The following is a 26,177-nucleotide window of genomic DNA, read 5'->3' as shown; positions in this document are numbered from 1 at the left end:
CAGGGTGGGTTGGCGCGGGGTAAAGACCAGGTATAGGAGAGTCAAGCGTGGCACGCGATTACTACGGGCTGCTCGGCGTGAGCAGAAACGCCAGCGACGCGGAGATCAAGCGCGCGTATCGCAAGCTGGCGCGCGAACTGCATCCGGACGTCAACCCGGATGCGGCCGCGCAGGCGAAATTCCAGGAGATCAGCGTCGCCTACGAGGTACTGAGCGACCCCGAGAAGCGGCGGGTCGTCGACCTGGGCGGTGACCCGATGGAAGGCGCGGCCGCGGCGGGCAGCGGATTCGGCGCCGGATTCGGTGGCCTGGGCGACGTGTTCGAGGCCTTCTTCGGCGGCGGTTTCAGTGGCGGCGCGAGCTCCCGCGGCCCCATCGGGCGGGTGCGGCCCGGCTCGGACTCGCTGCTGCGGATGCGGCTCGACCTCGAGGAGTGCGCCACCGGCGTCACCAAGCAGGTCACCGTCGACACCGCGGTGCTGTGCGACCGATGCCAGGGCAAGGGCACCAACGGCGATTCGGCGCCGGTACCGTGCGACACCTGCGGTGGCCGCGGCGAGGTCCAGACGGTGCAGCGCTCGCTGCTGGGACAGGTGATGACCTCACGGCCGTGCCCGACCTGCCGTGGCGTCGGCGTCGTCATTCCCGACCCGTGCCACCAGTGCATGGGCGACGGCCGGGTGCGGGCCCGCCGCGAGATCAGCGTCAAGATCCCGGCCGGTGTCGGCGACGGCATGCGCGTGCGGCTCGCCGCCCAGGGTGAGGTCGGGCCCGGCGGCGGTCCGGCCGGTGACCTGTACGTCGAGGTGCACGAACAGCCCCACGACGTCTTCGTCCGCGAGGGCGACGACCTGCACTGCACGGTGTCGGTGCCGATGGTCGACGCGGCGCTGGGCGCCACCGTCACCGTCGACGCCATTCTGGACGGCGTCAGCGAGATCACCATCCCGCCCGGCACCCAGCCGGCGTCGGTCATCACGCTGCGCGGCCACGGCATGCCGCACCTACGGTCCGGCACCCGCGGCGATCTGCATGTGCACGTCGAGGTGGTGGTTCCGGCCCGGCTGGATCACCGCGACACCGAATTGCTGCGCGAGCTCAAGACGCGCCGCAGCCGCGACGTGCCCGAGATCCGCTCGACCCACGCCGGCGGCGGCCTGTTCAGCCGGCTCCGCGAAACCTTCACCGGACGCTAGCCGGAAGCCTCGAAGGCGCGCACATGGTCGCGACGCTGTTCTACCTCGACGATCTGCCGCAGCCCGGCTCGCTTGTCGTGCTGGGCGGTGACGAGGGCTTTCACGCCGCCACCGTGCGGCGCATCCGTCCCGGCGAGCGACTCGTGCTGGGTGACGGCGCCGGAGCCCTGGCTAACTGCGAGGTGGAGCACGCCGGACGCGACGGCCTGCGCGCGCGGGTGCTCGAGCGCTGGAGCGTCCCGCCGGGATCCCCGGCCGTGACGGTTGTGCAGGCGCTGCCGAAGTCGGAGCGTTCGGAGCTGGCGATCGAGCTGGCGACCGAAGCCGGCGCCGACGCGTTCCTGGCGTGGCAGGCCGCGCGGTGCGTGGCCAACTGGCAGGGCAACCGGGTCGACAAGGGGTTGCGCCGGTGGCGCGCGGTCGTCCGGTCGGCGGCCCGGCAATCCCGTCGGGCGCACATCCCGCCGGTCGACGGCGTGCTGTCCACCGCGGAGCTGACGCGGCGGATCCGCGACGAGGTGGCCGCCGGGGCGACGGCGCTGGCTTTGCACGAGTCGGCCACCGACCGGCTTGCGGATATCGAGTTGGCACAAGCGAAATCACTACTGCTGGTCGTCGGCCCCGAAGGTGGGATCGCCGACGACGAGATGGCGGCGCTGTCCGACGCGGGCGCGGCGGCGGTGCGGCTCGGTCCCCAGGTGCTGCGGACGTCGACCGCCGCGGCGGTGGCCCTGGGCGCGCTCGGCGTGCTGACACCGCGCTGGGACCAGCGCGGTGACATCCCGGCAAATGGCCTCAAGCTGCAGGTTCGCGACACCGGGTCGCCTTCGAGTACGTTGCTGAACACTGACCAACCCGGGCCCTCGGCGTAGACTGAGACGGCCCAGCAACCCACCGACAAGCCGAGAAAGCAGGCATCGAGAGCCACGTGACGCCCCGCGAGACCAGCGCTGCTGACGCAGCCGGAGCCGTCCCGGCCTCTGCTCAGGTTCGCAGCAGCATCGACGTTCCGCCCGATGTCGTGATGGGCCTGTTGGGTTCGGCTGACCAGAATCTGCGGGCCCTGGAGCGCAGCCTGAATGCCGACCTGCACGTGCGCGGCAATGCGGTCACCGTCGCCGGTGAGCCCGCCGACGTCGCGCTCGCCGAGCGGGTGATCTCCGAGCTGGTCGCCATCGTCGCCGGGGGGCAGTCCCTGACCCCGGAGGTGGTTCGGCACAGCGTCGCCATGCTGGCCGGCACCGACGACGAGTCACCGGCCGAAGTGCTGACGCTGGACATCCTGTCGCGGCGGGGAAAGACGATCCGGCCCAAGACGCTCAACCAGAAGCGCTACGTCGACGCCATCGATGCCAACACCATCGTCTTCGGGGTCGGCCCGGCCGGCACCGGCAAGACCTATCTGGCGATGGCCAAGGCGGTCAACGCCCTGCAGACCAAACAGGTCAGCCGCATCATCTTGACCCGCCCGGCCGTGGAAGCCGGTGAGCGCCTTGGCTTTCTGCCCGGCACGCTCAGCGAGAAGATCGATCCGTATCTGCGGCCGTTGTATGACGCGCTGTACGACATGATGGATCCCGAACTGATTCCCAAACTGATGACCGCCGGGGTCATCGAGGTGGCGCCGCTGGCGTACATGCGCGGACGCACGTTGAATTCCGCGTTCATCGTCCTCGACGAGGCGCAGAACACCACCGCCGAGCAGATGAAGATGTTTCTCACCCGGCTCGGCTTCGGCTCGAAGATCGTTGTCACCGGCGACATCACGCAGGTCGACCTGCCGGGCGGCGCGAAGTCGGGCCTGCGCTCGGCGATGGAAATCCTGGACAGCGTGGACGACATCCACGTATCGGAGTTGACCAGCGTGGACGTGGTTCGCCACCGGCTGGTCTCGGAGATCGTCGACGCCTATGCGAAGTTTGAAGAGCCCGGTCTGACGATGAACCGGGCATCGCGGCGGGCGACGGGCTCGCGCGGTCGTCGATGATGGTGCGGTGAGCGGGTTTTATGAGCATTGAGGTATCCAACGAATCGGGTATCGACGTCTCCGAAGCCGAACTGATCAGCGTCGCGCGGTTCGTCATCGCCAAGATGGACGTCAATCCGGCGGCCGAGCTGTCGATGGTGCTGCTGGACACCGCCGCGATGGCCGACCTGCACATGCGCTGGATGGATCTGCCCGGCCCGACCGACGTGATGAGCTTTCCGATGGATGAGCTCGAGCCGGGCGGGCGTCCGGACGCCCCCGAGCCGGGCCCCTCGATGCTGGGCGACATCGTGCTGTGCCCGGAATTCGCGGCCGGCCAGGCCGCCTCGGCGGGGCACAGCCTGGGACACGAACTGGCGCTGCTGACCATCCACGGCGTGCTCCACCTGATCGGCTACGACCACGGCGAGCCCGACGAGGAGAAGGAGATGTTCGCCCTGCAGGACCGGCTGCTCGAAGAATGGGTCGCCGATCAGGTCGAGGCCTACCGCCAGGACCGCCAAGAGGAGCGGGACCGCCGATTGCTTGACAAGTCAAGGTATTTCGACAATTGAGGCCACTCAATATTCTGGCGGCAGCCGCCATCGCATTCGCACCGTTGGCGGTGTTGGTCACCGCCACCGATTCGGTGGCGCAGGCGGCGCCCTGTGTGGGCGCGGGATCGAACCCGGTTGCCTGCCAGCACTGCATGTTCTACGTGAACGCTTACCACACCGCGAACGTGTGCAACGAGGATCACCGCGGGGTGGCGGGGCCACCGAGCAACGCGCCGACGCGGGCCCCGGAAGTTCCCATTCCGGTGTACGAGCCCCCGCCGATGCCGCCGCCGGCGCAGAACCCGCTGGTCCTGCCGCCGCCCAACGCGGGTCAGAACGTCCCGGTTCTCGAGATCCCGCCGCCGGGTCCGGACGCACCACGGAACGCCCCGGTGGTGGCACCGCCGCGCGGGCTGGATGCGCCGTCCCTGGCGATCGCGGCGGCCAAGGCCGCGCCGGTGACCCGCGTGGACCCCGCCAACCCGCCGAAGCCGCCCACCCAGATCGATTTCAACCAGCAGGTGCAGAACGTGGTGAGTTCGCACCGGGACAACGTCGACATCCTCAAGGTCGACGACCAGAAGTTCGTCCGGCCGCGCCACTGGGACTACCTCGACTACGACGATGCCTACCGCCGCCCGACCATCTACAACCCGCTGAATCAGCCGATCACCTTCCGCTACTTCTACAACGGCGCGTACCAGCAGGCGTACCTGCCGCGCGGAGCGCGGATGGTGCTCGACGCGACGACCGTCGGCGTCGTCCCGTTCACCGCGGTCGGTGACAGCTATGTGGCGGCCGGCAGCTTTTATGGCGGGGGTTCGATACCGCTGAACGGGTACAACGGCCCGCCGCCACCCGATTACAAGCCGCCGACGCCCCCGAAGCTGTACGAGAACGTCACCGTGTTCGTCCCCGCCAAGGGCGAGACCATCGAAGTGGGCCACGTGTCGGTGGTGGGTCACGACGGCAGCCAACCGGCGGGTGGCCAGGACAGCTTCCTGCTCGACGACTCCACCCTGGCCTGGGGGCAGACTGACACCTCCAGCAGCGCCCCCGCCCAGATCAGGGTGATCAAGACCCAGCCGACGCCGGGCGTCGGCCCGATCGACGATGGCAGCTTCCTGGTGCTGCTCGCCGTCCACCACCAGGAGCCCGGTCAGCCCAACCAATCCGGCTGGACGTTGGCGCTGCGCTTCGGTGGATTCGCGGTCGTGGTGGGCCTGATCGCCTGGCTGCTCGCTCGCCGGAGCCGGACCGAGGAGCAGGACGCTGACACCTAGGTATGTCGACAATTGACGGGCTGGTCTGAGCTGCTCGGCGCGGTCGCGCTGATCGCGCTGGGCGGACTGTTCGCGGCGATCGATGCGGCCATCAGCACGGTCTCGCTGGCCCGGGTTCAGGAGTTGGTGCGCGACGAGCGCCCCGGCGCGGTGGCGTTGTCCAAGGTGATGTCGGAACGGCCCCGCTACATCAACCTGGTGGTGCTGCTGCGGATCACCTGCGAGATCACCGCGACCGTGCTGTTGGTGGTGTTCCTCTACGACAACTTCGGGTTGCGCTGGGGTTTGTTCGGCGCGGCGACCATCATGGTGGTGACCAGCTTCGTCGTGATGGGGGTGGGGCCGCGCACCCTTGGCCGGCAGAACGCCTACTCCATCGCGTTGACGACGGTGCTTCCGCTGCAGGCGATCTCGTGGCTGTTGATGCCGATCAGCCGGTTGCTGGTGGTGCTGGGTAACGCGGTCACTCCAGGGCGGGGCCTGCGGAACGGGCCGTTCGCCTCCGAGATCGAATTGCGTGAGGTGGTCGACCTGGCCCAGCAGCGAGGCGTGGTCGCCGCCGAAGAGCGCCGGATGATCCAGTCGGTCTTCGAGCTCGGTGACACCCCGGCCCGCGAGGTGATGGTGCCGCGCACCGAGATGATCTGGATCGAAAGCGACAAGTTCGCCAGCCAGGCCATCAACCTGGCGGTGCGCAGCGGGCATTCCCGCATCCCGGTGATCGGTGAGAACGTCGACGACATCGTCGGCGTCGTGTACTTGAAAGACCTTGTCCAGCAGACGGTTTTGTCCGGTGACGGCGGCCGGACCCCGCCGGTGTCGAAGGTGATGCGGCCGGCGGTCTTCGTGCCCGACTCCAAACCTCTGGACTCGCTGCTGCGGGAAATGCAGCGCGACCGCAACCACATGGCTCTGCTCGTCGACGAGTACGGCGCGATCGCCGGCCTGGTCAGCATCGAAGACGTGCTGGAGGAAATCGTCGGCGAGATCGCCGACGAGTACGACCAGGCGGAGACGGCGCCGATCGAAGACCTGGGCGACAAGCACTTCCGGGTGTCGGCGCGGCTGCCGATCGAGGATCTGGGCGAGCTGTACGACGTGGAATTCGACGACGATCTCGACGTCGACACCGTCGGCGGCCTGCTCGCGCTGGAGTTGGGCCGGGTTCCGCTGCCGGGCGCCGAGGTGGTGTCACACGGCCTGCGGCTGCAGGCCGAAGGCGGCACCGATCACCGGGGCCGGGTACGGATCAACACCGTCCTGCTCAGCCCGGCCGAATCCGACGGTTCATCCGATGGCGAGGAATCCGAGTAGCATGACTGAATTCCGTTCCGGTTTCGTATGTTTCGTCGGCCGTCCCAACACCGGGAAATCGACGCTGACGAATGCGCTCGTCGGGACCAAGGTCGCGATCACCTCGATGCGGCCACAGACCACCCGCCACACCATCCGCGGCATCGTGCACCGGGACGACTTCCAGATCATCCTGGTCGACACGCCCGGACTGCACCGCCCGCGTACCCTGCTGGGCAAGCGGCTCAACGACCTTGTGCGCGATACCTATTCCGAAGTCGACGTGATCGGGCTGTGCATCCCGGCGGATGAGGCGATCGGTCCGGGAGACCGGTGGATCGTCGAACAGATCCGCGCGACCGCACCGAAGACGACCCTGGTCGCGATCGTCACCAAGATCGACAAGACGCCCAAGGATCGGGTGGCCGCGCAGTTGGTGGCGGTCAGCGAGTTGGTCGGTGACTCCGCCGAAATCGTGCCGGTGTCGGCGGTGACCGGCGCACAGGTCGGCATCTTGATCGACGTGCTGGCCGCCGCGCTGCCGCCGGGCCCGGCGTACTACCCCGATGGTGAGCTGACCGACGAACCCGAAGAGGTCCTGATGGCCGAGCTGATCCGGGAGGCCGCGCTGGAGGGCGTTCGCGACGAGTTGCCGCACTCGCTGGCGGTGGTGATCGACGAGGTCAATCCGCGGGAGGATCGTGACGACCTGATCGACGTGCACGCCCTGCTCTACGTCGAACGCGACAGCCAGAAGGGGATCGTCATCGGCAAGGGTGGTGCCCGGCTGCGGGAAGTCGGCACCGCCGCGCGCGCCCAGATCGAGAAGCTCCTGGGCACAAAGATTTACCTCGACCTGCGCGTCAAGGTCGCCAAGAACTGGCAAAGCGACCCCAAACAGCTTGGCCGACTGGGCTTTTAGCGGTCACAGCCCGTTCTGCGCGGCCGACCGCTACCAATTGGTGAGTTTCAAGTGTGCTAGCGCCGGCGCTAGCGCACTTGGAAAAGGCCATATGTCAGCCAGAGGGTACGCATGTGGCCCATGTGCATCCTTGTGCGCGGGATCGCCACGTCAGGCCAGCACCAGGACGGTCTGCAACGACGGATCCGTGGCGTCGGGCTACGGGCCCAATTCGCGACTATGAGCTGCGAAACGCGCGTGGGCGGCGGCTGAGACGTCAGCCGTGGGCGCCGGACGCATCGGTGGTCTGGTCCCACCACGAGTGGGGCTGCTCGCTCGCCCATCCGCAGACGGCCTCGAGCTCGGCGGCCAGCGAAATCAGCATGCCCTCGCTGTTCGCCGGACCCATCAGCTGCACGCCGATCGGCAGGCCGTCGGAGGTGAAGCCCGCCGGTACGTTGATCGACGGCCAGCCCAGCACGTTCCACGGGAATGTCAGCGGGCAGGCCGCGATCATGGCGCGGTCGGTGCCGAAGCCACTCAACCGATCGAAGGCGCGCGCCAGCGGCGGGGGCTGGGCCGTGGTCGGCGCCAGCACGACGTCGACGATGTCGAAGATCGAGCCCACCCGGCGTTGGTCGTCCTCTTCGTGGCGGCGGGCGCTGCGCAGGATCGCTTGTCCCAGCACGGCGCCCAAGCGCAGGTTGGACAGCGTGCGGGGATCCAGCACGACGCCGTCGCCCAGCCGCTCCTCCCAATCCCGCAGGCCCGAGGTGGACCGGGCGAGGAAGTCCCAGGACAACCGCATGCCGTAGTCGGGGTTGCCGGGCACCACGGTATGGCCGAGCAGTTCGAGTTGCTTGCCGACGGCCCGCGTCGCGGCCAGAATCTCCGGGTGCAGCTTCGGCCGGAAGCCGGTGTACGGGAACCGGGTGGAGAGCGCGATGTTCAGCGGACCTGGCGCCTTCCCCACATAGTCGGACGCGGTAATCGGGGGCGGCTTGTGCCGGTCGCCCTCGACGTTGCCGGATGCGGCGTCGAGGACCAGCGCCGCGTCGGCCACGGTGCGGGCCAGCACACCGTTGACCGTGATGCCGTTGAACGCCTCCGGCAACGGCCAGGTCGAGATGCGTCCGCGCTGCGGTTTGATGCCCACCAGGTGCGTCCACGCCGCCGGGATGCGGATGCTGCCTGCGCCGTCGGAGCCGATGGCGGCCGTGACCAGTCCGGCGGCCACCGCGGCGGCGCTGCCGCCTGACGATCCGCCGGGGGTGTGCCGGCGCGACCAGGGGTTGCGGGTATGCCCGAAGCCGGGCCCGCTGGTGAACGGCCATTGGCCGAGTTCGCAGGTGTTCGTCTTGCCGACGATCACCGCGCCGGCCGCCTTGAGGCGGCGCACCACCTCGGCGTCGTGCGTGGCGGGCGGGACCGACCCCTCGGTCCCGAATGCGGTGGGCACCCCGGCGATGTCGACATCGTCTTTGACCGCGATCGGGACCCCCAGCAGCGGGGCGGTGTCGCCGGCCGCGCGGCGCCGGTCGGCCTCCGCCGCGTCGGCCAGCGCCGACTCGGTGAGCACCACCCGGAAGGCGTTCAGCGTGGGCTGGCTGGCATGGATGGCGTGCAGGGAGCGACCCACCAGCGTGGTGGATGTCACCGAGCGGCTGGCCAGCTGATAGAGCAGGTCAGTGAGTGTGGGCAGGCGCCGGTGGCCGGATCCGGCAATGGACCCGGGACCCGACCCAGAAGCGCCAATCACGGGGTACGAGACTAACGGCGCGGATACCCGTAATGTCGCGGCGGGGTGCAAAACTATTGCGATGCGGCTATACCGAGACCGAGCTGTTGTGTTGCGCCAGCACAAGCTCGGCGAAGCCGACCGGATCGTCACCCTGCTGACTCGTGATCACGGGCTGGTCCGCGCGGTGGCCAAGGGCGTGCGCCGTACCCGCAGCAAATTCGGTGCGCGGCTGGAGCCGTTCGCGCACATCGACGCGCAGCTATATCCCGGCCGCAACCTCGACATCGTCACCCAGGTCGTCTCCATTGACGCGTTCGCCACCGACATCGTCAACGACTACGGCCGTTACACCTGCGGCTGCGCCATGCTGGAAACCGCCGAGCGCCTCGCCGGTGAGGAGCGCGCGCCCGCCCCGGCCCTGCACGGGCTCACGGTGAGCGCGTTGCGGGCGGTGGCCGACGGCCGCCGGTCCCGGGACCTCCTGCTGGACGCCTACCTGCTGCGCGCGATGGGCATCGCCGGATGGGCGCCCGCGCTCAATGAGTGCGCCCGTTGCGCCACCCCCGGTCCCCATCGGGCGTTCCACGTCGGCGCCGGCGGCAGCGTCTGCACACACTGCCGCCCGGCCGGTTCGACGACGCCGCCGCCGGGGGTGCTGGATCTGATGTCCGCGCTGCACGACGGCGATTGGGACTTCGCCGAGAAGACGCCGCAATCGCACCGCAACTACGTCAGCGGTCTGGTGGCCGCGCACCTGCAGTGGCATCTGGAGCGACAGCTCAAGACGTTGCCGCTCGTGGAACGGACGTATCACGTCGACCGGACCATCGCCGACCAGCGCGCGGCGCTGATCGGGCAGGATATGGACTGTGGCTAAACTCTGGGCCGGCGGCTCCGGTCGAAAGGCCGAGCACGCTACGGCATCAGCCGATTTCCCGCAGCTGCCCCCCGCGCCCGACGACTATCCGGTGTTTCCCGACAAGTCGACCTGGCCGGTCGTCTTTCCAGAGCTGCCGCCGTCCCCCGACGGCGGGCCGTCCCGGCCGCCGCAGCACATCTCCAAGGCGGCCGCACCCAGGATCGAGGCCGATCGACTGCCCAACCATGTGGCCATCGTGATGGACGGCAACGGCCGCTGGGCCACCCAACAGGGGCTGACCCGCACCGACGGCCACAAGGCGGGTGAGGCGGTTGTCATCGACATCGTCTGCGGCGCAATAGAACTCGGCATCAAATGGCTCAGCCTGTACGCCTTCTCCACGGAAAACTGGAAGCGCTCCCCCGAGGAGGTCCGCTTCCTGATGGGGTTCAACCGCGATGTGGTGCGCATGCGCCGGGTGAACCTGAAGACGATCGGGGTCAAGATCCGGTGGGTGGGTTCACGTCCGCGCCTGTGGCGCAGCGTGATCAATGAATTGGCGATCGCGGAGGACATGACCAAGGGCAACGACGTCATCACCGTCAACTATTGCGTCAACTACGGTGGGCGTGCCGAAATCGCGGAGGCCACAAAGGAAATCGCACGCCTGGCCGCCGCAGGCCGACTGAACCCGGAGCGCATCACCGAGTCGACTGTTGCGCATCACCTGCAGCGGCCCGACATTCCCGACGTGGATCTGTTCCTGCGGACCTCGGGGGAGCACCGGTCCAGCAATTTCATGTTGTGGCAGGCGGCGTACGCCGAATACGTCTTTCAGGACAAGCTGTGGCCCGACTACGACCGCCGCGATTTGTGGGCAGCGTGTGAGGAATACGCCTCCCGCAACCGCAGATTCGGGAGCGCATAGTGCCATCGCTGCAGGAGCGCCTGGCGTCGATACTCAGCGAGGTCCTCCCTCTCGAGGAGGAGTCCGACGGTGCGGTCACGGTGCGCCACGACGGCACCATCGCCTCGTTGCGGGTGGTGAACATCGCCGAGGGCCTCGATCTGGTGTCGCTCACCCAGATATTGGCGTGGGATCTGCCGCTGACCAAGAAAATCAGCGAGCAGGTGGCCAAGGAGGCCCGCGACAGCAATTTCGGAAGCATCAGCCTGATCGAGAAGGTCAATGAGAAGGCCGTGCAACGTAATTCGGGCAAGGGTGCGTCGAAAACCGCCGACGTGATGCTGCGCTACAACTTCCCCGGCGGCGGCCTCACCGATGATGCCCTGCGGACGCTGATCCTGTTGGTGCTGGACACCGGCGCCGGGATACGTCGGGCGCTGACGGCCTGACCGGTTACCGGCCCCTGCAATCCGAACAGGTGCCGAAGATCTCGATGGTGTGGCTGACATCGGAGAAACCATGTTTGGCAGCCACTTCCGTCGCCCATTCCTCGACCTCGTGATCACCCACCTCGATGGTGGCGCCGCAGCTGCGGCACACCAGGTGATGGTGATGGTGCTCGGAACACCTGCGGTACACCGATTCACCGGTGTCGGTGCGCAGCGTGTCGATCATCCCGGCCGCGGCCATCGACTGCAGCGTCCGGTAGACGGTCGTCAGGCCGATGTTCTCGCCGCGGCGGCGCAGCTCGTCGTGCAGCTCTTGGGCCGAGCGGAACTCGTCGAGCGTCTCCAGCAACGTGGAGATCGCCGCACGCTGCCGGGTGGAGCGGACGCTGGTTCCGGTCATTGGCGCGGCTCCTCACTGGCGTGCGCGACAGCGTCCACCACGATGTGCGCCAGGTGATGATCGGCGAGCCGGTAGAGCACCTCGCGACCGGACCTCTCCCCGGTGACCACCCCGGCCGCCTTCAAAATCTTCAGGTGCTGGCTGACCAGCGGCTGGGGTACGCCCAGCGCATCCACCAGCTCGTGCACGCACCGGTGGGACTCGCGCAGCTGCAACACGATCGCGATCCGCACGGGCGCGGCCAGCGCGCGCAACAACTCGCCGGCGGCATCGAGGATGTCTCGCGGCGGCGGGACCGGATATGCGGTGACTCCGGAGTGCCCGGCGGCATCGAACGCGTCGTGGTCGTGGGCGACCACGCCCGGGTCGGAGTCGCCGTCGTCGGCGGCCGGCATCGATGGAGAAGGTGACGGGGACGTCATCATGGGAGCGGCATCACCTCGGGAAGTGCCAGGTAGTGGAAAGTATCCGCCATTGAATATCGTTATCGGCTGCCATCCACTGTCACATGCATGATGACGCATGTCAAAGACCGCGGCGTCGATCGCTACCATGACTGATGCTCTGCGCACCGCGGTTGACCGCCGCGCGTGCCCGCCCGAACCCGGAAAGGGAGTGCACCGCCCCGTGGCGTCCGTCATCGACACCGTAGTGAACCTGGCCAAACGGCGCGGCTTCGTCTTTCCCTCGGGGGAGATCTACGGCGGCACCCGGTCGGCGTGGGATTACGGCCCGCTGGGGGTGGAGTTCAAAGAGAACATCAAACGGCAGTGGTGGCGCTCGGTGGTCAGCGGTCGCGACGACGTCGTGGGCCTGGATTCCTCCATCATCCTGCCGCGCCAGGTGTGGGTGGCCTCCGGCCACGTCGAGGTGTTCCATGACCCGCTCGTCGAGTCGTTGATCACCCACAAGCGCTACCGCGCCGACCACCTCATCGAGGCGTACGAAGCCAAGCACGGACACCCGCCGCCCAACGGGCTGGCCGACATCCGCGACCCGGAGACCGGCGAGCCGGGCCAGTGGACCGAGCCGCGCGAGTTCAACATGATGCTCAAGACCTACCTCGGTCCGATCGAGACCGAGGAGGGCCTGCATTACCTGCGGCCCGAGACGGCCCAGGGCATCTTCGTCAACTTTGCCAACGTCGTGACGACCGCCCGCAAGAAGCCACCTTTCGGAATCGGCCAGATCGGCAAGAGTTTTCGCAACGAGATCACCCCGGGCAACTTCATTTTCCGCACCCGCGAGTTCGAACAAATGGAAATGGAGTTCTTCGTCGAGCCGTCGACCGCGAAGGAATGGCATCAGTACTGGATCGACACCCGGCTGCAATGGTATGTCGACCTGGGCATCGATCAGGAGAACTTGCGGTTATTCGAACACCCCGCCGACAAGTTGTCGCACTACTCCGATCGCACCGTCGACATCGAGTACAAGTTCGGCTTCGCCGGTAATCCGTGGGGCGAGTTGGAAGGTGTCGCCAACCGTACGGATTTCGACTTGTCGACGCATGCAAAGCATTCCGGCGTCGACCTGTCGTTCTACGACCAGATCACCGACACCCGGTACACGCCGTATGTCATCGAGCCGGCCGCCGGTCTGACGCGGTCGTTCATGGCCTTCTTGATCGACGCCTACGTGGAGGACGAAGCTCCGAACGCCAAGGGCAAGATGGAAAAACGCACCGTTCTGCGTCTGGATCCGCGCCTGGCTCCGGTCAAGGCTGCGGTGCTTCCCTTGTCTCGTCACGCCGACTTGAGCCCGAAGGCGCGGGACTTGGCCGCCGAGTTGCGCAAGTTTTGGAATATCGATTTCGACGACGCCGGTGCGATCGGGCGACGTTATCGGCGCCAGGACGAGATTGGTACGCCGTTCTGCGTCACGGTCGATTTCGACTCCCTCGAGGACAACGCCGTGACGGTGCGCCGGCGCGACGACATGTCCCAGGAGCGCGTCCCGATGAATGCCGTGTCCGATTATCTGGCAGCGCGCCTGAAGGGCTGTTAATCGGCCAGTTGTGGCACGGTCTTGTATATTGTCTGTCCCGTTGCGCCGCCGCACGTCTGACGGTCTCGCGTGGCCGCCGATGCGCCATCGCCGACGCCGGATTTCCGAAATAAGGTTTGTTTAAAGTCCGGCCTTTTGCGGTGATGGTGCCTTAGGATCCCCACTGGGGCATAAGTAGATAGCTAATGGCCGCGGGCGGATCTCGGGCCGTTCGGGGTAGGAGCCGTTGACTCGGTCGGTTGGGGTTGCACATGATTCCCGCGTTTGTGTTCTTCCCTCCTGAGATCAACTCGGCCTTGATATTTGCCGGCCCGGGGGCCGGCCCTCTGTTCGAGGCGGCCTCGGCGTGGGATGGACTGGCGGCTGAGCTGTCATCCTCGGCATCGTCGTTTCACACCACGGTTTCCGATTTGGCCGGTGGCGCCTGGATGGGGCCGTCGTCGATGTCGATGACCGCTGCCGCGGCGCCCTACGTGGAATGGCTGATTATCGCTGCGGCGCAAGCAGAGGTGGCGGCACTGCAGGCCCGGATAGCCGCGCTGGCTTTCGAGGGCGCTCTGGTGGCGACGGTTCCGCTGCCGCAGGTGCTGGCGAACCGGGCCCGGCTGCTCGTGCTGATCGCGACGAACTTCTTCGGCATCAACACGGCGGCCATCGCACAGACCGAGCTCGAATACGTCGAGATGTGGGCGCAGGACGTGGCGGCGATGTTGGGCTATCACGCCGGGGCTCAATCGATGGCGCAGGCGTTGCCGGAGTTCAGCGTGCCGCCCGCGGCCCTGGGGGGCAGCGCACCGTCCGCGGGCCTGGCGGGCCTCGCCGGATTGGTGACGGCTCCCCTGAGTTTCGCAGCGCAGTTCTTCCAGGGCCTGTCCTCACTGGGGACGGCGTTCGCGTCCGAGCTGCAGTCGGTACTCGGGGCGCTGTCGCCGGCCGTCTCGTTGCTTTCGTCGACGCCGGTGGCCACCCTGACAACGGTCGCGCAGGCGGGGGTGTACCCGGCAACGGCGCTGATGACGCCCATGGTGACGCTCGCCCAGAGTGCCGGCCCCGCCGGCCGCGCCGCGGCGCCCGTGTCTGCGCCGTCACTGGCACCGCCGCTGGTCAATGCGACCAGTGCGCCCCTCAGTGCGCCGCACAGTTCGGGTAGCGCACTATCCGACCTGCAGCCATTGGCGGGTGGGGGGTTGGGCGCCTTGGGCGTTGCGACGGCGGGCCTGGGTAGCGCGCGGTTCATCGGGTCGATGTCGGTGCCCGCAGCGTGGCAAGGGTCGATGCCGGCGTACATCGCCACTCCGGCGATGTCGGGTGTGGGCTCGGGAGCGCCGGCCGCCACGGCGGCTACCGGGCCGGGCAGCGGCGCGCCGATGGCCGCGATGCCGGTCGGCGACAAGACCCCCGAGGGCGAGGACCGCGGGACCCGGGCTCAGGTGGTGAGGTCTCGTCCCAAGGTGATTCCGCGCAACCGCCCCGGATAGAGGCGACGGTACTGCTGTTGCAGACGTGAATATTGTGCAATGGAGAGCGAATTCAAGACTTTTGGTTATACGGCGACGGGCGTTGTATCGCGACGCGCGAATTCATCTGATGCGTCTAGTAAAAACTCGTGACTCTCGCTCGTTCAGCTGTCGAACCGGCGAGACCGACTGCCGCGACGCGCCGCAAGATCTCGTCCGCCCATCGCGGTGCGACCTCGCCGATAGCCCTAAAGCGTTGCGGACCAACGAATATCGGTTCGGCGATCCGTCGCATCACGCCCCGAGTCGAGCGTCGGCTCACGACGTTGTCGATGCGGGCGGCCCGCTCGTCGGCTGCCGTCGCCGACCCGGCGACGGGCGGCCCGCTGCTGAGCACGCGCCAAAAGGAAAAATTGGCAATTCCCGCAAATTTTCTTCACTTTGTCTTACGATGTGAACCGGTTGGTGTAAATAGATTCGCCACAGCGCCCGAACGCTCTATCGGCTGTGGAAGGGGGCAGGGGTGCTATTGCCTCTCGGTTCGCCGTTGCCGGATGACACGGTGTCGGCAGTTCGAGGTGAGTCCGGCATGCTCGGTGGTTTGTCGGTTCCACTCAAGTGGGGCGTGGTCGTCCCACCAGATGAGTATGACCACTGGGCGCCGAAGCCGGAGGTCAGTGCCGAAGCTTCCGAAGAGATGGCCGACGTTCCCCGTCCGACAGCCGTCGCCGACGGTGTGTGGAGCGGGTGGGACGGCGACACCGTGCCACGGTCCCCGGGCGTAATACCGCATTCCCCAGCGGCCGGCTGACAACGGCGAAAACCCGAAGCGCCGGCGAGCGCCGGCGTCAGGCGCTGCTCAGAACCGGCCGCCGCCACCCATGAAACCGCCGCCGGACGAACCCGCGCTACCGCCGAACGAGGTCGGGCTCCAGCCGCCGAATCCGCCCCGCATGCCTCCGCTGAGGACGTTGCCGATGATGATGCCGCCGAGCATCGCGCCCATGTCGCTGCCGCCGCGGCCCAGGTAGGCGCGCTGTGCCAGTTGCACGTCGTCGTTGGCCAGGGACTGCGCCGTGGCCGCCAGCGTCGACGCCGCATTGGCGTGGGCGATCGCCTCGGTCGGCAGCCTCGACCGTTTATCCTCCGAGGCTTGGAGATGTCGTCTGGCCTCGGCCAGCCGGGTGCGCGCCTCGGGTCCGATGCTGCCCCGGCGCGTGTCGACGTAGTCCGACACCGCGCGGACCCTCGACTGCGCGGTGAACAACGCCTGCTCCAATGACCGGTTCAGCTGTTCGGCGGCGGCCTGTTCCTGGGCCAGCGTGGCCAACAGCCCGTTGAGCCCGGCATCGGCCTTGGTCAGCTGACTGAACTCGCCCAGCGGATCGTCGGATGCGCCGGCTCGTGCGCTCTCTACGGCCCGGACGGCCGCGTCGCGCGCCGCAACCAGGTCACCGGTGTGCTCGGTTTTGACCTTCGGTGTCTTCCGCAGCAGTTCGTCCGCGCGCTCGATGTCGTTCTGGATGTCGGTCATCGCCGACGGGTACCGGTCAATGGCGTGCTGAATGTCACTGGCCACGTCGTCCACCGCGTCGAGCAACGCGCGCGCCTGGCCCAGTGCCGACTCGGCGGCGCGGACGGCGTCGACCAGCCCGGCTTGCTGCCCGCTGACGGCTTGGGCGGCAAGCTCGCGGGCGCTGCCGATGTTGCGGTCGGCGAACGCCAGGCGCTCCTTGGCCGCCGTGCCGTTGCCGGACACCGAAGTCAGTGCGGCAGCGCTGAAGTCCTTGTACAGCAAGGCAAGCCGTTCCTCGGAAGGTGCGATGCGAGTGGTGAGTTCCACGTACTGCTGTGTCAGCGAGTCGAGCCGGGTGGGGGCGTTGATCACCAAATCGCGCAACTTCTCGAATGCCTCGGTCTGCGACTCCAGTTCGCGGTCGGCGCGCGCCGCCGAGACGATCACCTGGTTGAGCAACTCGCGGCGCTGCGCCGGCGTCTCCGGCGTCGCGTCGTCGAGCTGCTGGCGGATCGTGAATGCCTGGGACAGAGCCGCTTTCGCGTTGGTCACGGCCTGGGTGAATGGCTGGGTGCGGTCTTCGCCGAATTCGCTGACCGCCAGCTCCAATTCGTTGGCGCTGGTGCGTACAGCATTGTCGACGTCCACCACCAGCGCGCGGGACAGGTCGTCGAGTGCCTGCGGCGGCACCGCGGCCAGCGCATCGGCGTCGGTGGGGTCGACCCGGCGTGCCGCGGCCAACGCCGCGGCACGGCGGCGCCGGCCGCGATAACGCATGACCAGCAACAGAACTGCCAACGAGACGAGAATGCCCGCCAGTACGGCCAGCAGTGCCACCCGGCCCGACGAACCGGGCGAGGTGTCGAGCCCGTTGGCCGCCGCGACGGCGGCCCCGCTCCAATCTCCGTTGTGCAGGGCGGGCTCGATCTCGTTGCGCCGCAACTTGTCGACCTGGTTTGCGTTGATGCTCTTGATCGTGGAGGGCACCAGGAAGGCGTATTCACGGCTGGTGGTGCCGACGGCCAGCAGCGCGTCGTAGTCGCCCAGGTCGCTGCTGCTCACGGTGCGTTGTGCCCATCCGGCTGCGGTCTGCCCGGAGAAGTTGTCGACGTAGACCACCCACAGCCGGATGTGCCGGTCGGTGTACAGCTTGTTGAGGGCGGAGCTGACCGCGCGGTGCCCGGAATCGGACAGGGCTCCCGCGGGGTCAGTGATGTAGTCGGCCAATCGGAATGGTGGTTGCGCGGCGGCGGACGGTGCCAGGAGCACGCCGCCGCCGAAGCCGACCGTGAGGATCGTCGCGATCACGGCGATCAGGCGAGCGGTGCAACGCATAGGGCCAATCTAGCCCCGCCGCGACACACGCCAGTAGGCCTGAGTCGAGCCAGACTTCGGCGGGCATTCCCTGGCAGACTGTGCGTCGGTGACCAGGAATCAGCACGACCCATACGACGACTTCGACCGTGAGCGACGGGTGGCCGAAGCGCCGAAGACTGCGGGTCTGCCGGGCACCGAGGGTCAGCACCGCACCGACTTCGCCCGCGATCGCGCGCGGGTTCTGCACAGCGCCGCGCTGCGCCGGTTGGCCGACAAGACCCAGGTGGTCGGGCCGCGAGAAGGTGACACGCCGCGCACCCGGCTGACGCACTCGCTCGAGGTCGCCCAGATCGGGCGGGGGATGGCGATCGGGCTGGGCTGCGACCTCGACCTGGTCGAGCTGGCGGGACTGGCCCACGACATCGGCCACCCGCCCTACGGCCACAACGGTGAAAGCGCGCTCGACGAGGTCGCAACGGATTATGGCGGTTTCGAGGGCAACGCCCAGAACTTCCGAATCCTGACCAGTCTTGAGCCCAAAGTCCTTGACGAACAAGGCAATAGCGCGGGACTGAATCTGACTCGCGCGTCGCTGGACGCGGTCACCAAGTATCCGTGGCCGCGCGGCGAAGGACAACGCAAGTTCGGATTTTACGACGACGACCGCGAGCCGGCCGCCTGGGTCCGGGCGGGTGCGCCGGAGGGCCGGATGTGCCTGGAGGCGCAGGTCATGGACTGGGCCGACGACGTGGCGTATTCGGTGCACGACGTCGAGGACGGTGTGGTGTCCCAACGCATCGACCTGCGGGTGCTGGCCGACGATGACGAGGCCGCCGCGTTGGCCAAACTGGGCGAGAACGAATTCTCTCGGGTACGTGCCGATGACTTCATGGCGGCCGCGCGACGGCTCGCCGCCCTGCCGGTGGTCGCCGCCGTCGGCAAGTACGACGCGACGCTCGCCGCTTCGGTCGCGCTGAAGCGGTTGACCAGCGAGCTGGTCGGCAGGTTCGCCTCGGCCGCCATTGCCACCACCCGCGCGGCGGCAGGCCCCGGGCCTCTGGTCCGCTACCGGGCCGAGCTGCAGGTTCCCGACCTGGTTCGTGCCGAGGTCGCCTTGCTGAAAATCCTGGCGCTGCAATTCATCATGTCCGATCCGCGGCATCAGGAAACCCAAGCCGGGCAGCGCGAACGCATCCATCGGGTCGCGCACTGGCTGTATGCCGGGGCACCCCGAACGCTCGATCCGGTCTTTGCTGCAGCCTTCAACACCGCGGCCGACGACGGCGCGAGGTGGCGGGTCATCGTCGATCAGATCGCCTCGTTCACCGAGGGCCGGCTCGAACGGATCGACGTCCGCCGGGCCGCTCCGTAGTCGCGGCGGGCATCAAGTCGTCCGGTCCGGGACTCGGCGGGGCCGCCGCGAGTTAGGCTGCCCGACATGAAGAAATTCAGCGGCTCGCCCTTTGTGGCCTCCTTCTTGATGGGACTGCCCGTCGTCGCCATGACAGCCTGCAGTTCACCGCAGCATGCGAGCACCCAGCAGGGCACCACGCCGCCGGTGAAGAGTGCGGCTCCGACGTCGTCCGGCGAGACGACGACCCCGGCACCGGCCGGCGGCTCGCTCAGCGCGGAACTGAAGACGCCCGATGGTCGCTCGGCGGCCACCGCGACCTTCGACTTCACCGGCAACTACGTCACCGTCACCGTGAAGACGGCGGCGCCCGGCATCCTGACGCCCGGCATCCATGGCCTGCACGTGCACGAGATCGGCAAGTGCGAGCCGAACTCGGTGGCTCCCACCGGGGGCGCACCCGGGAACTTCCTGTCCGCCGGCGGCCACTACCAGGCCCCCGGCCACACCGGTAAGCCGGAGAGCGGCGATCTGGCATCGCTCGAGGTCCGTCAGGACGGCTCGGCGTACCTGGTCACCACCACCGATTCGTTCAACCGGGACGACCTACTGGCGGGCAACAAGACCGCGCTGATGCTGCACGGGGCGCAGGACACCGAGAACGCGATGGACCGGGTCGCCTGTGGCGTCATCGGTACCGGCTAGCTTTCGCCGTCGCGCCTTAGACTGAGCCGATGTCAAGCCCGGCAGGTTCACGCGCGGAGGGCGATGGCCGTGCCCGGGGTCGCGGCCGGATTCCCGACCGCGACATCGCGGCCATCCGCGAACGGGTGCGCATCGACGAAGTCGTCGGCGATTACGTCCAATTGCGGCGGGCCGGCGCCGATTCGCTCAAGGGCCTGTGTCCGTTCCACGACGAGAAGTCGCCGTCGTTTCACGTGCGCCCCAACCACGGCCACTTTCACTGCTTCGGCTGTGGTGAGGGCGGCGACGTGTACGCGTTCATTCAGAAGATCGAACACGTCAGCTTCGTCGAGGCGGTCGAACTGCTCGCCGACCGGATCGGCCACACCATCAATTACTCCGGCCCGGCGACCAGCGTTCAGCGCGACCGCGGGAGCCGCAGCCGGCTCGTCGCGGCCAACGCGGCCGCGGCGGAGTTCTATGCGGCGGCGCTGGAATCCGCCGAGGCCGCACTGGCCCGGCAGTACCTGACCGAGCGGAACTTCGACGCCGAGGCGGCCCGTCGCTTCGGTTGCGGTTTCGCACCGTCGGGCTGGGATTCGCTGACAAAGCATTTGGTGCGCAAGGGTTTCGAGTTCAAAGAGCTGGAAGCTGCCGGCCTGTCGCGGCAGGGTCGGCGCGGACCGATGGACCGCTTCCACCGCCGACTGCTCTGGCCCATCCGGAGTTCGGCCGGTGAGGTGATCGGCTTCGGTGCCCGGCGGCTGTTCGACGACGATCCGATGGAAGCCAAGTACATCAACACGCCCGAGACGTTGCTGTACAAGAAGTCGAACGTGATGTTCGGCATCGACTTGGCCAAACGCGACATCGCCAAGGGGCACCAGGCGGTCGTCGTCGAGGGCTACACCGACGTGATGGCGATGCATCTGAGCGGGGTCACCACCGCCGTGGCCTCGTGCGGCACCGCGTTCGGCGATGAGCATCTGTCGATGCTGCGCCGACTGATGATGGATGACAGTTTCTTTCGCGGCGAACTGATCTACGTTTTCGATGGTGACGCGGCCGGGCGGGCAGCCGCGCTCAAGGCCTTCGGCGGCGAGCAGAACCTGGCGGGGCAGTCGTTCGTGGCCGTCGCGCCGGACGGCATGGATCCGTGCGATCTGCGGCTGAAGTCCGGCGACGGCGCGTTGCGCGACCTGGTGGCGCGGCGAACCCCGCTGTTCGAATTCGCGATACGTTCGGCGCTCGCCGAGATCGACCTGGACAGCGCCGAGGGCCGCGTTGGCGCTCTGCGCCGCTGCGTGCCCATGGTGAGCCAGATCAAGGACCCCACGCTGCGCGACGAGTACGCCCGCCAGCTCGCCGGGTGGGTCGGCTGGGACGACGTCGCGCAGGTGATCGACCGGGTGCGCAGCCAGGCCAAGAGCTCGAGCGCCCAGGCTCGCGGCGCTTCTGCGCCCAGGGCTTCCCGCCGCGCGGCCGAGTCGGCGCCCGCCGCGGCCCAGGCCGCCGCCGCCAGCCGTCCCGACCCCCGTGACCCGACCCTGTGGCCACAACGTGAGGCGCTCAAGGCGGCCCTGCAGTACCCGGCGTTCGCGGGGCCGGTGTTCGACACGTTGACCGTCGAGAGCTTCACCCACCCCGGGTACGCGGCCATCCGCGCGGCCATCGAGACCGCCGGGGGTACGTCGAGCGGGGTCACCGGCGCGCAGTGGATCGAGGCGGTGCGTGACCAGGCCTCGTCGGCCCTGACGGCCGGCCTGGCCAGCGAGCTGGGTGTGGAGTCCATCCAGGTCGACGAGGAGAAGCTGCCGCGCTACATCGGCGGCGTGCTGGCCCGGCTGCAAGAGGTGTGGATGGGCCGGCAGATCGCCGAGGTGAAGTCGAAGCTGCAACGCATGTCGCCGATCGAGCAGGGCGACGAGTATCACGCCCTATTCGGCGACCTGGTGGCGATGGAGTCCTACCGGCGCAGCCTGTTGGAGCAGGCTAGCGGCGACGATTAGACGGCGCGAGCACGTCGTCCGCCGAGCCCTCGACGTCGCGTTCCATGATGGCCGTTTGGTCGTCGATCTCCGTCAGCGTGACAAAACCGGCGTCGGGGGAGATGCGATTGGCGACCTTGCGGCGTCCACCCTCGATCATCGACTTGGCCACCGGACTGCTGGTCAGCGCGCGATAAGTGCCGACGAGCTGCTCGTATCGGCGACGCCCGGCTTTCGAGCCCAGCACATAACCCAGTCCCAGCACCACGACATACCGGATCAAAACGTTCCTCCCGACTATCGATGGCTCCATCCTGCCTCACCGCCCGCCGACCCGCTGCCCCCGGCCACGCCGCGCCGGCGATCGCCACGAGTCCGCCGCTGGGCGGTGGTCCACGCTAGTTGGGTGCGGTCGTGCCAGTACGCTAGAGTCGTCGCGCGATCTGGTTAGTCCCCTGTAGCTCAATTGGCAGAGCATTCGGCTGTTAACCGAAGGGTTCCTGGTTCGAGTCCAGGCGGGGGAGCAAGATTCACTCTGCTGCGACTCTGTCGGCTCTCATTGGCCAATCGCGATACCGGCTGCATTTCCCGCCCACTGCGGCGTGGGCAACAAGCCCAGATGCTCGCGCAAGGTGTGGCCGCGGTATTCGGTGCGGAAGCTACCGCGTTCCTGCAGCAGCGGCACCACCTTGTCGACGAACTCGTCGAGGCCGTGCGGCGTCAGGTGCGGCACCAGGATGAAGCCGTCGCAGGCATCGGATTGCACGTAGCGGTCGATCTCCTCGGCCACCTGTTGCGGAGTGCCGACGAACTGCTGGCGGCTGGTCACTTCGATGATCAGCTCGCGGATCGACAGGTTTTCGGCTTCCGCTCGGGCCCGCCAGGTTGCGGCGACCGACTTGGGGTCGCCATGCCGGACCCGTCCCCGCGTGATGTTCGGGTTCTCGACGGGGTCGACGTCGGGCAGCGGCCCGTCGGGGTCGTAGGCCGAGAGGTCCACGCCCCACACCTGTTCGAGGAACGCGATCGCGGTCGGGCCGCTGACCTGTTGCTCACGGATGTGGCGGGCGTTGTCCTGCGCCTCGGCGGGGGTGTCACCCAGCGCGAACGTCGCACCGGGCAGCACCTTGAGCTGGTCGGGATCGCGGCCGTGGGCCGCGGTGCGGCTCTTCACGTCGGCGTAGTAGCGCTGGCCTGCCTCGAGCGACCCGTGCAGCGTGAACAGGGCGTCGGCGTGCCGGGCGCCGAAGTCGCGGCCGTCGTCGGAGTCGCCGGCCTGCAGCAGCACCGGGTGGCCTTGCGGCCCGGCGGGCAGCGCCGCGACGCCGCGGACGCCGAATTGCGGGCCGTGGTGCCCGACGCTTCGGATGCGCGCCGGATCGGCATAGATTCCGGCGTCGACGTCGGCGACAACTGCATCGACCGCCCAGCTGTCCCAGAACTGTCGCGCCACGGTGATGAATTCCTCGGCCCGGTGGTAGCGGTCGGCGTGGGCGAGAAAGCCGCCGCGGCGAAAGTTCTCGCCGGTGAACGCGTCCGAGGAGGTGACCATGTTCCAGGCCGACCGCCCGTCGGAGAGGTGGTCCAGCGTCGCGAATTGCCTTGCCACCTCGTAGGGTTCGTTGAAGGTGGTGTTGATGGTGCCGGCGAGGCCGAGCCTGTCGGTGACCGAGGCGAGCGCGGCCAGCACGGTGAAGGTGTCGGGCCTGCCGACCACGTCGAGGTCGTGGATCTTGCCGCGGTGTTCACGCAGCCGCAGACCTTCGGCCAGGAAGAAGAAGTCGAACAACCCCCGTTCGGCGGTCTTGGCAAGGTGGACAAACGATTCGAACGCGATCTGGCTGCCCGCGCTCGGGTCGGACCACACCGTGGTGTTGTTCACCCCGGGAAAGTGCGCGCCCAGATGTATCTGCTTGCGGCGTTCTACTTCTCGAGCGCTCATCCGGTCAATCCCCATCGCTTGGCGATCAGTTCATGCGAGCGCAGCCGGTCGACGTGCCGGTGCGTCACGGAGGTGATCACCAGCTCGTCGGCATCGGTGGCCTGACGCAGCAGCTCGAGCCGTTCGGCGACCTCGTCCGGGTTACCGACGAATTGTGTTGCGGTGCGGTCGGCTACCAGCGCCTGCTGGTCGTCGGTCAACGGCTCGCAGAAGTCGGGATCGGGGTACGGGACCGCGCCGTGGCCGCTGCGGATGGAATGCACCCAGCGGCCGTAGCCGGACGCGAGGTGGCGTGCGGTTGCGCTGTCCTCGGCCACCACGACGTCGGCGGACACCACCACATAAGGCTCGGAGAGCCGGGCGGACGGTCGGAACGCATTGCGGTAGGCGGTGATCGCGTCGAGCGCCGTGCCGGGGGTGATGTGGTAACTGGCGACGAATGGCAGCCCGCGGGCGCCGGCCACCTCGGCGCTTTGGCCCTTGGTGCTGCCGAAGATCCATGGTGTCAACTGGGCGTGCTCACCCGGAACGGCATGTAGTTCATGGCCGTTGACGGTGTAGGTGCCCGTCAGCATCGCCTCGATGTCGGCCATCTGCTCGGCGAAGTCAGGGGGTTGCGCACACGGCTGGGCGAGCACCGACGCCTGAGCCCGGATCCGATCGCTCTTCATCAGCGGCGTCTGGTCGAAGGGCGTGGGGATGACGACGCCGGCCACCTCACGCCACGGCGTGGGCGGCCGTTCGGGCACGGCCGGAGGCGACGCGGCCGCCTCTTGGCGGCGTTGCCCGGACCGGCCCAGCCCCATGTCGATGCGGCCGGGGTAGAGCGCGTCGAGGATGCCGAAGCTTTCCACTACGGCGAGCGCCGTCGTGTGGCCGACCTGCACAGCGGCCGATCCGACGTGGATTCGCTCTGTGGCCGCGGCGATTTGGCCGATCAGCGTCACCGGTGATGAGCTGGCTACCGCGACGAAGTGGTGCTCGGCGAGCCAGTAGCGCCGGTAGCCCCAGCGCTCCGCGTGCTGGGCCAGGTCGATGGTGTTGCGCAGTGCCGTCGCGGCGTCGCTGCCGGCGCTGATGGGTGCGAGGTCGAGTATCGACAGGGGAGTGACGGTCATGACGGCACCGTCGCGTACCGATTCGGTGCGGGCGCCAGGCCCAGGCGTTCGCGCAGTGTCTCGCCGTCGCGGTAGCCGTTGCGGAATCGGCCGGCGTGTTGCAGTCGCGGCACCAGGTCGTCGACGATGGCGGGCAGGTCGATGGCGTTGATCGCGGGCCGCAGCCGCACGCCGTCGACTCCGGCGTCCTGCCAGGCGAGCAGAAGGTCCGCCAGATCGCTTGCGTTGCCGATGAATACGTGCGCATCGGATGAGATGGCCGCCGCCGGTGCCAATGGATCGTCGGCCAGCGACACCACCAGGTCTGCGTAGACCTGGATCTCGCGACCAGCCGCGCGCCGCGCGTGGCTGACGTCGGCCAGGATCGCGCGCAGCGAGCCCTCGTCGTGCGGGGTGACGAAGATCAGGTCGGCGTTGGCGGCGGCGAATTCGTAAGCCCGCGGCGCGTGCGCCAGCGCCGCCACCACCGGCTGGCCCTGGGGTGGCCGCGGGGTGATCGAGGGCCCCTTGACCGAGAAGTGCTCACCGGTGAAGTCGATGTAGTGCAGCTTGTCGCGGTCGATGTAGCGGCCGGTCGCCACATCGCGAATGACGGCGTCGTCCTCCCAGCTGTCCCACAGGCGCCGCACCACCTCCACGGCGTCGACGGCCTCGTCGAACAGTTCGTCGGCGGTGGGGGCGGCCCGCCGGCCGAACAGCGCGGCTTCGTGCGCGGTCGGGCTCGCCCGCACCTGCCAGCCCCCTCGGCCATGAGAGATATGGTCAAGCGTCGCAATAGCTTTGGAGACATGAAACGGCTCGGTATGGGTCACTGTGGCAACGGGGACTAGGCCGATGTGCTTGGTGATCGGCGCGATTAGGGCGGCCACCAGCGTGGCATCGGCGCGCCCTGCCAGGCGCCGCGGGGAGATCTCGGCCCGGCGGCCCGGCTGCACGTCCAGGCTGTCGTCGATGGTCAGGAAATCCAGCAGCCCGCGCTCGGCGGTGCCCGCCAGCGCGGCCCAGTAGCGACCGCTGAGTTGCCCGCCACCGGTCGCGTTGTGCGCGAACGCGTATCGCCACGCCTGAGGGTGCCAACCATAGCCATCCAGACCCACCGCCAGATGCAGCTCGGTCATGGGTGGGCCTCGAGGGTGCCACCGTCGCGCGTGGTGCTCATAACCCACTGTGCAACGCTGCGGACGGCGATGCATTCCATGACCGGGTTAACTTCAGCGTGAGTAATACTTCGCCGAGCTCAGCCCC

Annotated in this window: 23 protein-coding genes, 1 tRNA gene and 1 pseudogene; 17 read left to right on the top strand and 8 right to left on the bottom strand. The window is 68.0% G+C overall.

Annotated elements, in window-relative coordinates; translation table 11 throughout:
- Nucleotides 1-47 precede the first annotated feature (47 nt).
- From dnaJ to era, 7 genes are read left to right on the top strand one after another with little or no spacing between them, the layout of a single operon-like run.
- A complete protein-coding gene (dnaJ, locus tag ACZYVJ_RS05755; RefSeq protein WP_463830142.1) occupies nt 48-1,196 on the top strand; it encodes a molecular chaperone DnaJ in 1,149 nt (382 codons plus the stop codon).
- A 23-nt stretch (nt 1,197-1,219) separates the two neighbouring features.
- On the top strand, nt 1,220-2,068 hold the full coding sequence (locus tag ACZYVJ_RS05750; protein ID WP_463830141.1) for a 16S rRNA (uracil(1498)-N(3))-methyltransferase: 849 nt from the start codon (nt 1,220-1,222) through the stop codon (nt 2,066-2,068).
- Between the two features lie 56 nt (nt 2,069-2,124).
- Entirely contained in the window at nt 2,125-3,183 is a 1,059-nt protein-coding gene (locus ACZYVJ_RS05745) for a PhoH family protein (RefSeq protein ID WP_463830140.1), read from the top strand.
- Nucleotides 3,184-3,203: 20 nt separating this feature from the next.
- A complete protein-coding gene (gene ybeY, locus ACZYVJ_RS05740) occupies nt 3,204-3,737 on the top strand; it encodes an rRNA maturation RNase YbeY (protein WP_007770263.1) in 534 nt (177 codons plus the stop codon).
- Nucleotides 3,734-5,002, top strand: coding sequence for a hypothetical protein (locus ACZYVJ_RS05735; protein WP_463830139.1), 1,269 nt, complete (start codon nt 3,734-3,736; stop codon nt 5,000-5,002). Before ybeY ends, ACZYVJ_RS05735 begins: the two co-directional genes overlap by 4 nt.
- 12 nt (nt 5,003-5,014) lie before the next feature.
- On the top strand, nt 5,015-6,316 hold the full coding sequence (locus tag ACZYVJ_RS05730) for a hemolysin family protein (RefSeq protein WP_463830138.1): 1,302 nt from the start codon (nt 5,015-5,017) through the stop codon (nt 6,314-6,316).
- 1 nt (nt 6,317) lies between these two features.
- Nucleotides 6,318-7,217 carry a GTPase Era gene (era, locus tag ACZYVJ_RS05725; RefSeq protein WP_463830137.1) on the top strand — a complete coding sequence of 300 codons (900 nt, stop codon included), beginning with the start codon at nt 6,318-6,320 and terminating at the stop codon, nt 7,215-7,217.
- A gap of 256 nt (nt 7,218-7,473) precedes the next feature.
- Here era and ACZYVJ_RS05720 read toward each other — a convergent pair whose 3' ends face one another.
- On the bottom strand, nt 7,474-8,955 hold the full coding sequence (locus tag ACZYVJ_RS05720) for an amidase (protein WP_463830136.1): 1,482 nt from the start codon (nt 8,953-8,955) through the stop codon (nt 7,474-7,476).
- Between the two features lie 61 nt (nt 8,956-9,016).
- Here ACZYVJ_RS05720 and recO point away from each other — a divergent pair, with 61 nt between their 5' ends.
- Genes recO through ACZYVJ_RS05705 form a run of 3 tightly spaced genes read left to right on the top strand, consistent with a single transcriptional unit; the run spans nt 9,017 to nt 11,152 of the window.
- A complete protein-coding gene (recO, locus tag ACZYVJ_RS05715; protein WP_463830135.1) occupies nt 9,017-9,814 on the top strand; it encodes a DNA repair protein RecO in 798 nt (265 codons plus the stop codon).
- Nucleotides 9,807-10,724: a decaprenyl diphosphate synthase gene (locus tag ACZYVJ_RS05710; RefSeq protein ID WP_463830134.1), complete on the top strand. Its 918-nt coding sequence runs from the start codon at nt 9,807-9,809 to the stop codon at nt 10,722-10,724. Before recO ends, ACZYVJ_RS05710 begins: the two co-directional genes overlap by 8 nt.
- Complete coding sequence (locus ACZYVJ_RS05705; protein ID WP_463830133.1) at nt 10,724-11,152, top strand: hypothetical protein; 429 nt, start codon at nt 10,724-10,726, stop codon at nt 11,150-11,152. Before ACZYVJ_RS05710 ends, ACZYVJ_RS05705 begins: the two co-directional genes overlap by 1 nt.
- Before the next feature lie 4 nt (nt 11,153-11,156).
- On the opposite strand, the gene ACZYVJ_RS05700 is transcribed toward ACZYVJ_RS05705, so the two are convergent.
- Both ACZYVJ_RS05700 and ACZYVJ_RS05695 read right to left on the bottom strand, forming a co-directional pair.
- A complete protein-coding gene (locus ACZYVJ_RS05700; RefSeq protein WP_463830132.1) occupies nt 11,157-11,552 on the bottom strand; it encodes a Fur family transcriptional regulator in 396 nt (131 codons plus the stop codon).
- The gene (locus ACZYVJ_RS05695; RefSeq protein WP_463830131.1) at nt 11,549-11,977 is read right to left on the bottom strand and encodes an ArsR/SmtB family transcription factor; all 429 of its coding nucleotides are present in this window, start codon (nt 11,975-11,977) and stop codon (nt 11,549-11,551) included. The genes ACZYVJ_RS05700 and ACZYVJ_RS05695 overlap by 4 nt, the downstream gene beginning before the upstream one ends.
- A 190-nt stretch (nt 11,978-12,167) precedes the next feature.
- Here ACZYVJ_RS05695 and ACZYVJ_RS05690 point away from each other — a divergent pair, with 190 nt between their 5' ends.
- From ACZYVJ_RS05690 to ACZYVJ_RS05680, 3 genes and pseudogenes are all read left to right on the top strand, one after another.
- The gene (locus ACZYVJ_RS05690) at nt 12,168-13,559 is read left to right on the top strand and encodes a glycine--tRNA ligase (RefSeq protein ID WP_463832855.1); all 1,392 of its coding nucleotides are present in this window, start codon (nt 12,168-12,170) and stop codon (nt 13,557-13,559) included.
- A gap of 251 nt (nt 13,560-13,810) precedes the next feature.
- The gene (locus ACZYVJ_RS05685; RefSeq protein ID WP_463830130.1) at nt 13,811-15,037 is read left to right on the top strand and encodes a PPE family protein; all 1,227 of its coding nucleotides are present in this window, start codon (nt 13,811-13,813) and stop codon (nt 15,035-15,037) included.
- A 502-nt stretch (nt 15,038-15,539) separates the two neighbouring features.
- Nucleotides 15,540-15,699, top strand: a pseudogene (locus tag ACZYVJ_RS05680) (hypothetical protein); the annotation flags it as partial.
- A 176-nt stretch (nt 15,700-15,875) separates the two neighbouring features.
- Here ACZYVJ_RS05680 and ACZYVJ_RS05675 read toward each other — a convergent pair.
- Nucleotides 15,876-17,867: a TPM domain-containing protein gene (locus tag ACZYVJ_RS05675; RefSeq protein WP_463830129.1), complete on the bottom strand. Its 1,992-nt coding sequence runs from the start codon at nt 17,865-17,867 to the stop codon at nt 15,876-15,878.
- A gap of 88 nt (nt 17,868-17,955) precedes the next feature.
- Between ACZYVJ_RS05675 and ACZYVJ_RS05670 the strand changes: the two genes are divergently transcribed.
- The 3 genes from ACZYVJ_RS05670 to dnaG all read left to right on the top strand — a co-directional run bounded on the left by ACZYVJ_RS05670 (nt 17,956) and on the right by dnaG (nt 21,893).
- Nucleotides 17,956-19,221: a deoxyguanosinetriphosphate triphosphohydrolase gene (locus ACZYVJ_RS05670; RefSeq protein ID WP_463830128.1), complete on the top strand. Its 1,266-nt coding sequence runs from the start codon at nt 17,956-17,958 to the stop codon at nt 19,219-19,221.
- 66 nt (nt 19,222-19,287) lie between these two features.
- On the top strand, nt 19,288-19,905 hold the full coding sequence (gene sodC / locus ACZYVJ_RS05665; protein ID WP_463830127.1) for a superoxide dismutase[Cu-Zn]: 618 nt from the start codon (nt 19,288-19,290) through the stop codon (nt 19,903-19,905).
- 29 nt (nt 19,906-19,934) lie between these two features.
- Nucleotides 19,935-21,893: a DNA primase gene (gene dnaG, locus ACZYVJ_RS05660; RefSeq protein WP_463830126.1), complete on the top strand. Its 1,959-nt coding sequence runs from the start codon at nt 19,935-19,937 to the stop codon at nt 21,891-21,893.
- Here dnaG and ACZYVJ_RS05655 read toward each other — a convergent pair.
- Nucleotides 21,877-22,155 carry a hypothetical protein gene (locus tag ACZYVJ_RS05655; protein ID WP_083095784.1) on the bottom strand — a complete coding sequence of 93 codons (279 nt, stop codon included), beginning with the start codon at nt 22,153-22,155 and terminating at the stop codon, nt 21,877-21,879. The two genes, dnaG and ACZYVJ_RS05655, sit on opposite strands and share 17 nt — an antisense overlap.
- A 168-nt stretch (nt 22,156-22,323) precedes the next feature.
- On the opposite strand from ACZYVJ_RS05655, the gene ACZYVJ_RS05650 reads away from it, so the two are divergent.
- Nucleotides 22,324-22,396 (top strand) — tRNA-Asn (locus ACZYVJ_RS05650).
- A 32-nt stretch (nt 22,397-22,428) separates the two neighbouring features.
- Here ACZYVJ_RS05650 and ACZYVJ_RS05645 read toward each other — a convergent pair.
- Genes ACZYVJ_RS05645 through ACZYVJ_RS05635 form a run of 3 tightly spaced genes read right to left on the bottom strand, consistent with a single transcriptional unit; the run spans nt 22,429 to nt 26,050 of the window.
- Nucleotides 22,429-23,829, bottom strand: coding sequence for an NtaA/DmoA family FMN-dependent monooxygenase (locus tag ACZYVJ_RS05645; protein WP_463830125.1), 1,401 nt, complete (start codon nt 23,827-23,829; stop codon nt 22,429-22,431).
- Nucleotides 23,811-24,932, bottom strand: a complete 1,122-nt coding sequence (locus tag ACZYVJ_RS05640) for an LLM class flavin-dependent oxidoreductase (RefSeq protein WP_463830124.1) — start codon at nt 24,930-24,932, stop codon at nt 23,811-23,813. Before ACZYVJ_RS05640 ends, ACZYVJ_RS05645 begins: the two co-directional genes overlap by 19 nt.
- Complete coding sequence (locus ACZYVJ_RS05635; RefSeq protein ID WP_463830123.1) at nt 24,929-26,050, bottom strand: LLM class flavin-dependent oxidoreductase; 1,122 nt, start codon at nt 26,048-26,050, stop codon at nt 24,929-24,931. Before ACZYVJ_RS05635 ends, ACZYVJ_RS05640 begins: the two co-directional genes overlap by 4 nt.
- Nucleotides 26,051-26,177: the final 127 nt, after the last annotated feature.

The organism is Mycobacterium sp. IDUB_3 (genome assembly GCF_055419585.1).
The sequence above is the reverse complement of the archived record's forward strand: the minus strand, read 5'-3'. Positions and strand labels throughout refer to the sequence as shown.

Excerpts from the sequence above, each read along its gene's own strand:
- ACZYVJ_RS05750 (WP_463830141.1), top strand. The coding sequence starts at position 1,220 with ATGGTCGCGACGCTGTTCTACCTCGACGATCTGCCGCAGCCCGGCTCG.
- ybeY (WP_007770263.1), top strand. The coding sequence starts at position 3,204 with ATGAGCATTGAGGTATCCAACGAATCGGGTATCGACGTCTCCGAAGCC.
- era (WP_463830137.1), top strand. The coding sequence starts at position 6,318 with ATGACTGAATTCCGTTCCGGTTTCGTATGTTTCGTCGGCCGTCCCAAC.
- recO (WP_463830135.1), top strand. The coding sequence starts at position 9,017 with ATGCGGCTATACCGAGACCGAGCTGTTGTGTTGCGCCAGCACAAGCTC.
- ACZYVJ_RS05700 (WP_463830132.1), bottom strand. The coding sequence starts at position 11,552 with ATGACCGGAACCAGCGTCCGCTCCACCCGGCAGCGTGCGGCGATCTCC.
- ACZYVJ_RS05695 (WP_463830131.1), bottom strand. The coding sequence starts at position 11,977 with ATGATGACGTCCCCGTCACCTTCTCCATCGATGCCGGCCGCCGACGAC.
- ACZYVJ_RS05685 (WP_463830130.1), top strand. The coding sequence starts at position 13,811 with ATGATTCCCGCGTTTGTGTTCTTCCCTCCTGAGATCAACTCGGCCTTG.
- ACZYVJ_RS05675 (WP_463830129.1), bottom strand. The coding sequence starts at position 17,867 with ATGCGTTGCACCGCTCGCCTGATCGCCGTGATCGCGACGATCCTCACG.
- sodC (WP_463830127.1), top strand. The coding sequence starts at position 19,288 with ATGAAGAAATTCAGCGGCTCGCCCTTTGTGGCCTCCTTCTTGATGGGA.
- dnaG (WP_463830126.1), top strand. The coding sequence starts at position 19,935 with ATGTCAAGCCCGGCAGGTTCACGCGCGGAGGGCGATGGCCGTGCCCGG.
- ACZYVJ_RS05645 (WP_463830125.1), bottom strand. The coding sequence starts at position 23,829 with ATGGGGATTGACCGGATGAGCGCTCGAGAAGTAGAACGCCGCAAGCAG.
- ACZYVJ_RS05640 (WP_463830124.1), bottom strand. The coding sequence starts at position 24,932 with ATGACCGTCACTCCCCTGTCGATACTCGACCTCGCACCCATCAGCGCC.
- ACZYVJ_RS05635 (WP_463830123.1), bottom strand. The coding sequence starts at position 26,050 with ATGACCGAGCTGCATCTGGCGGTGGGTCTGGATGGCTATGGTTGGCAC.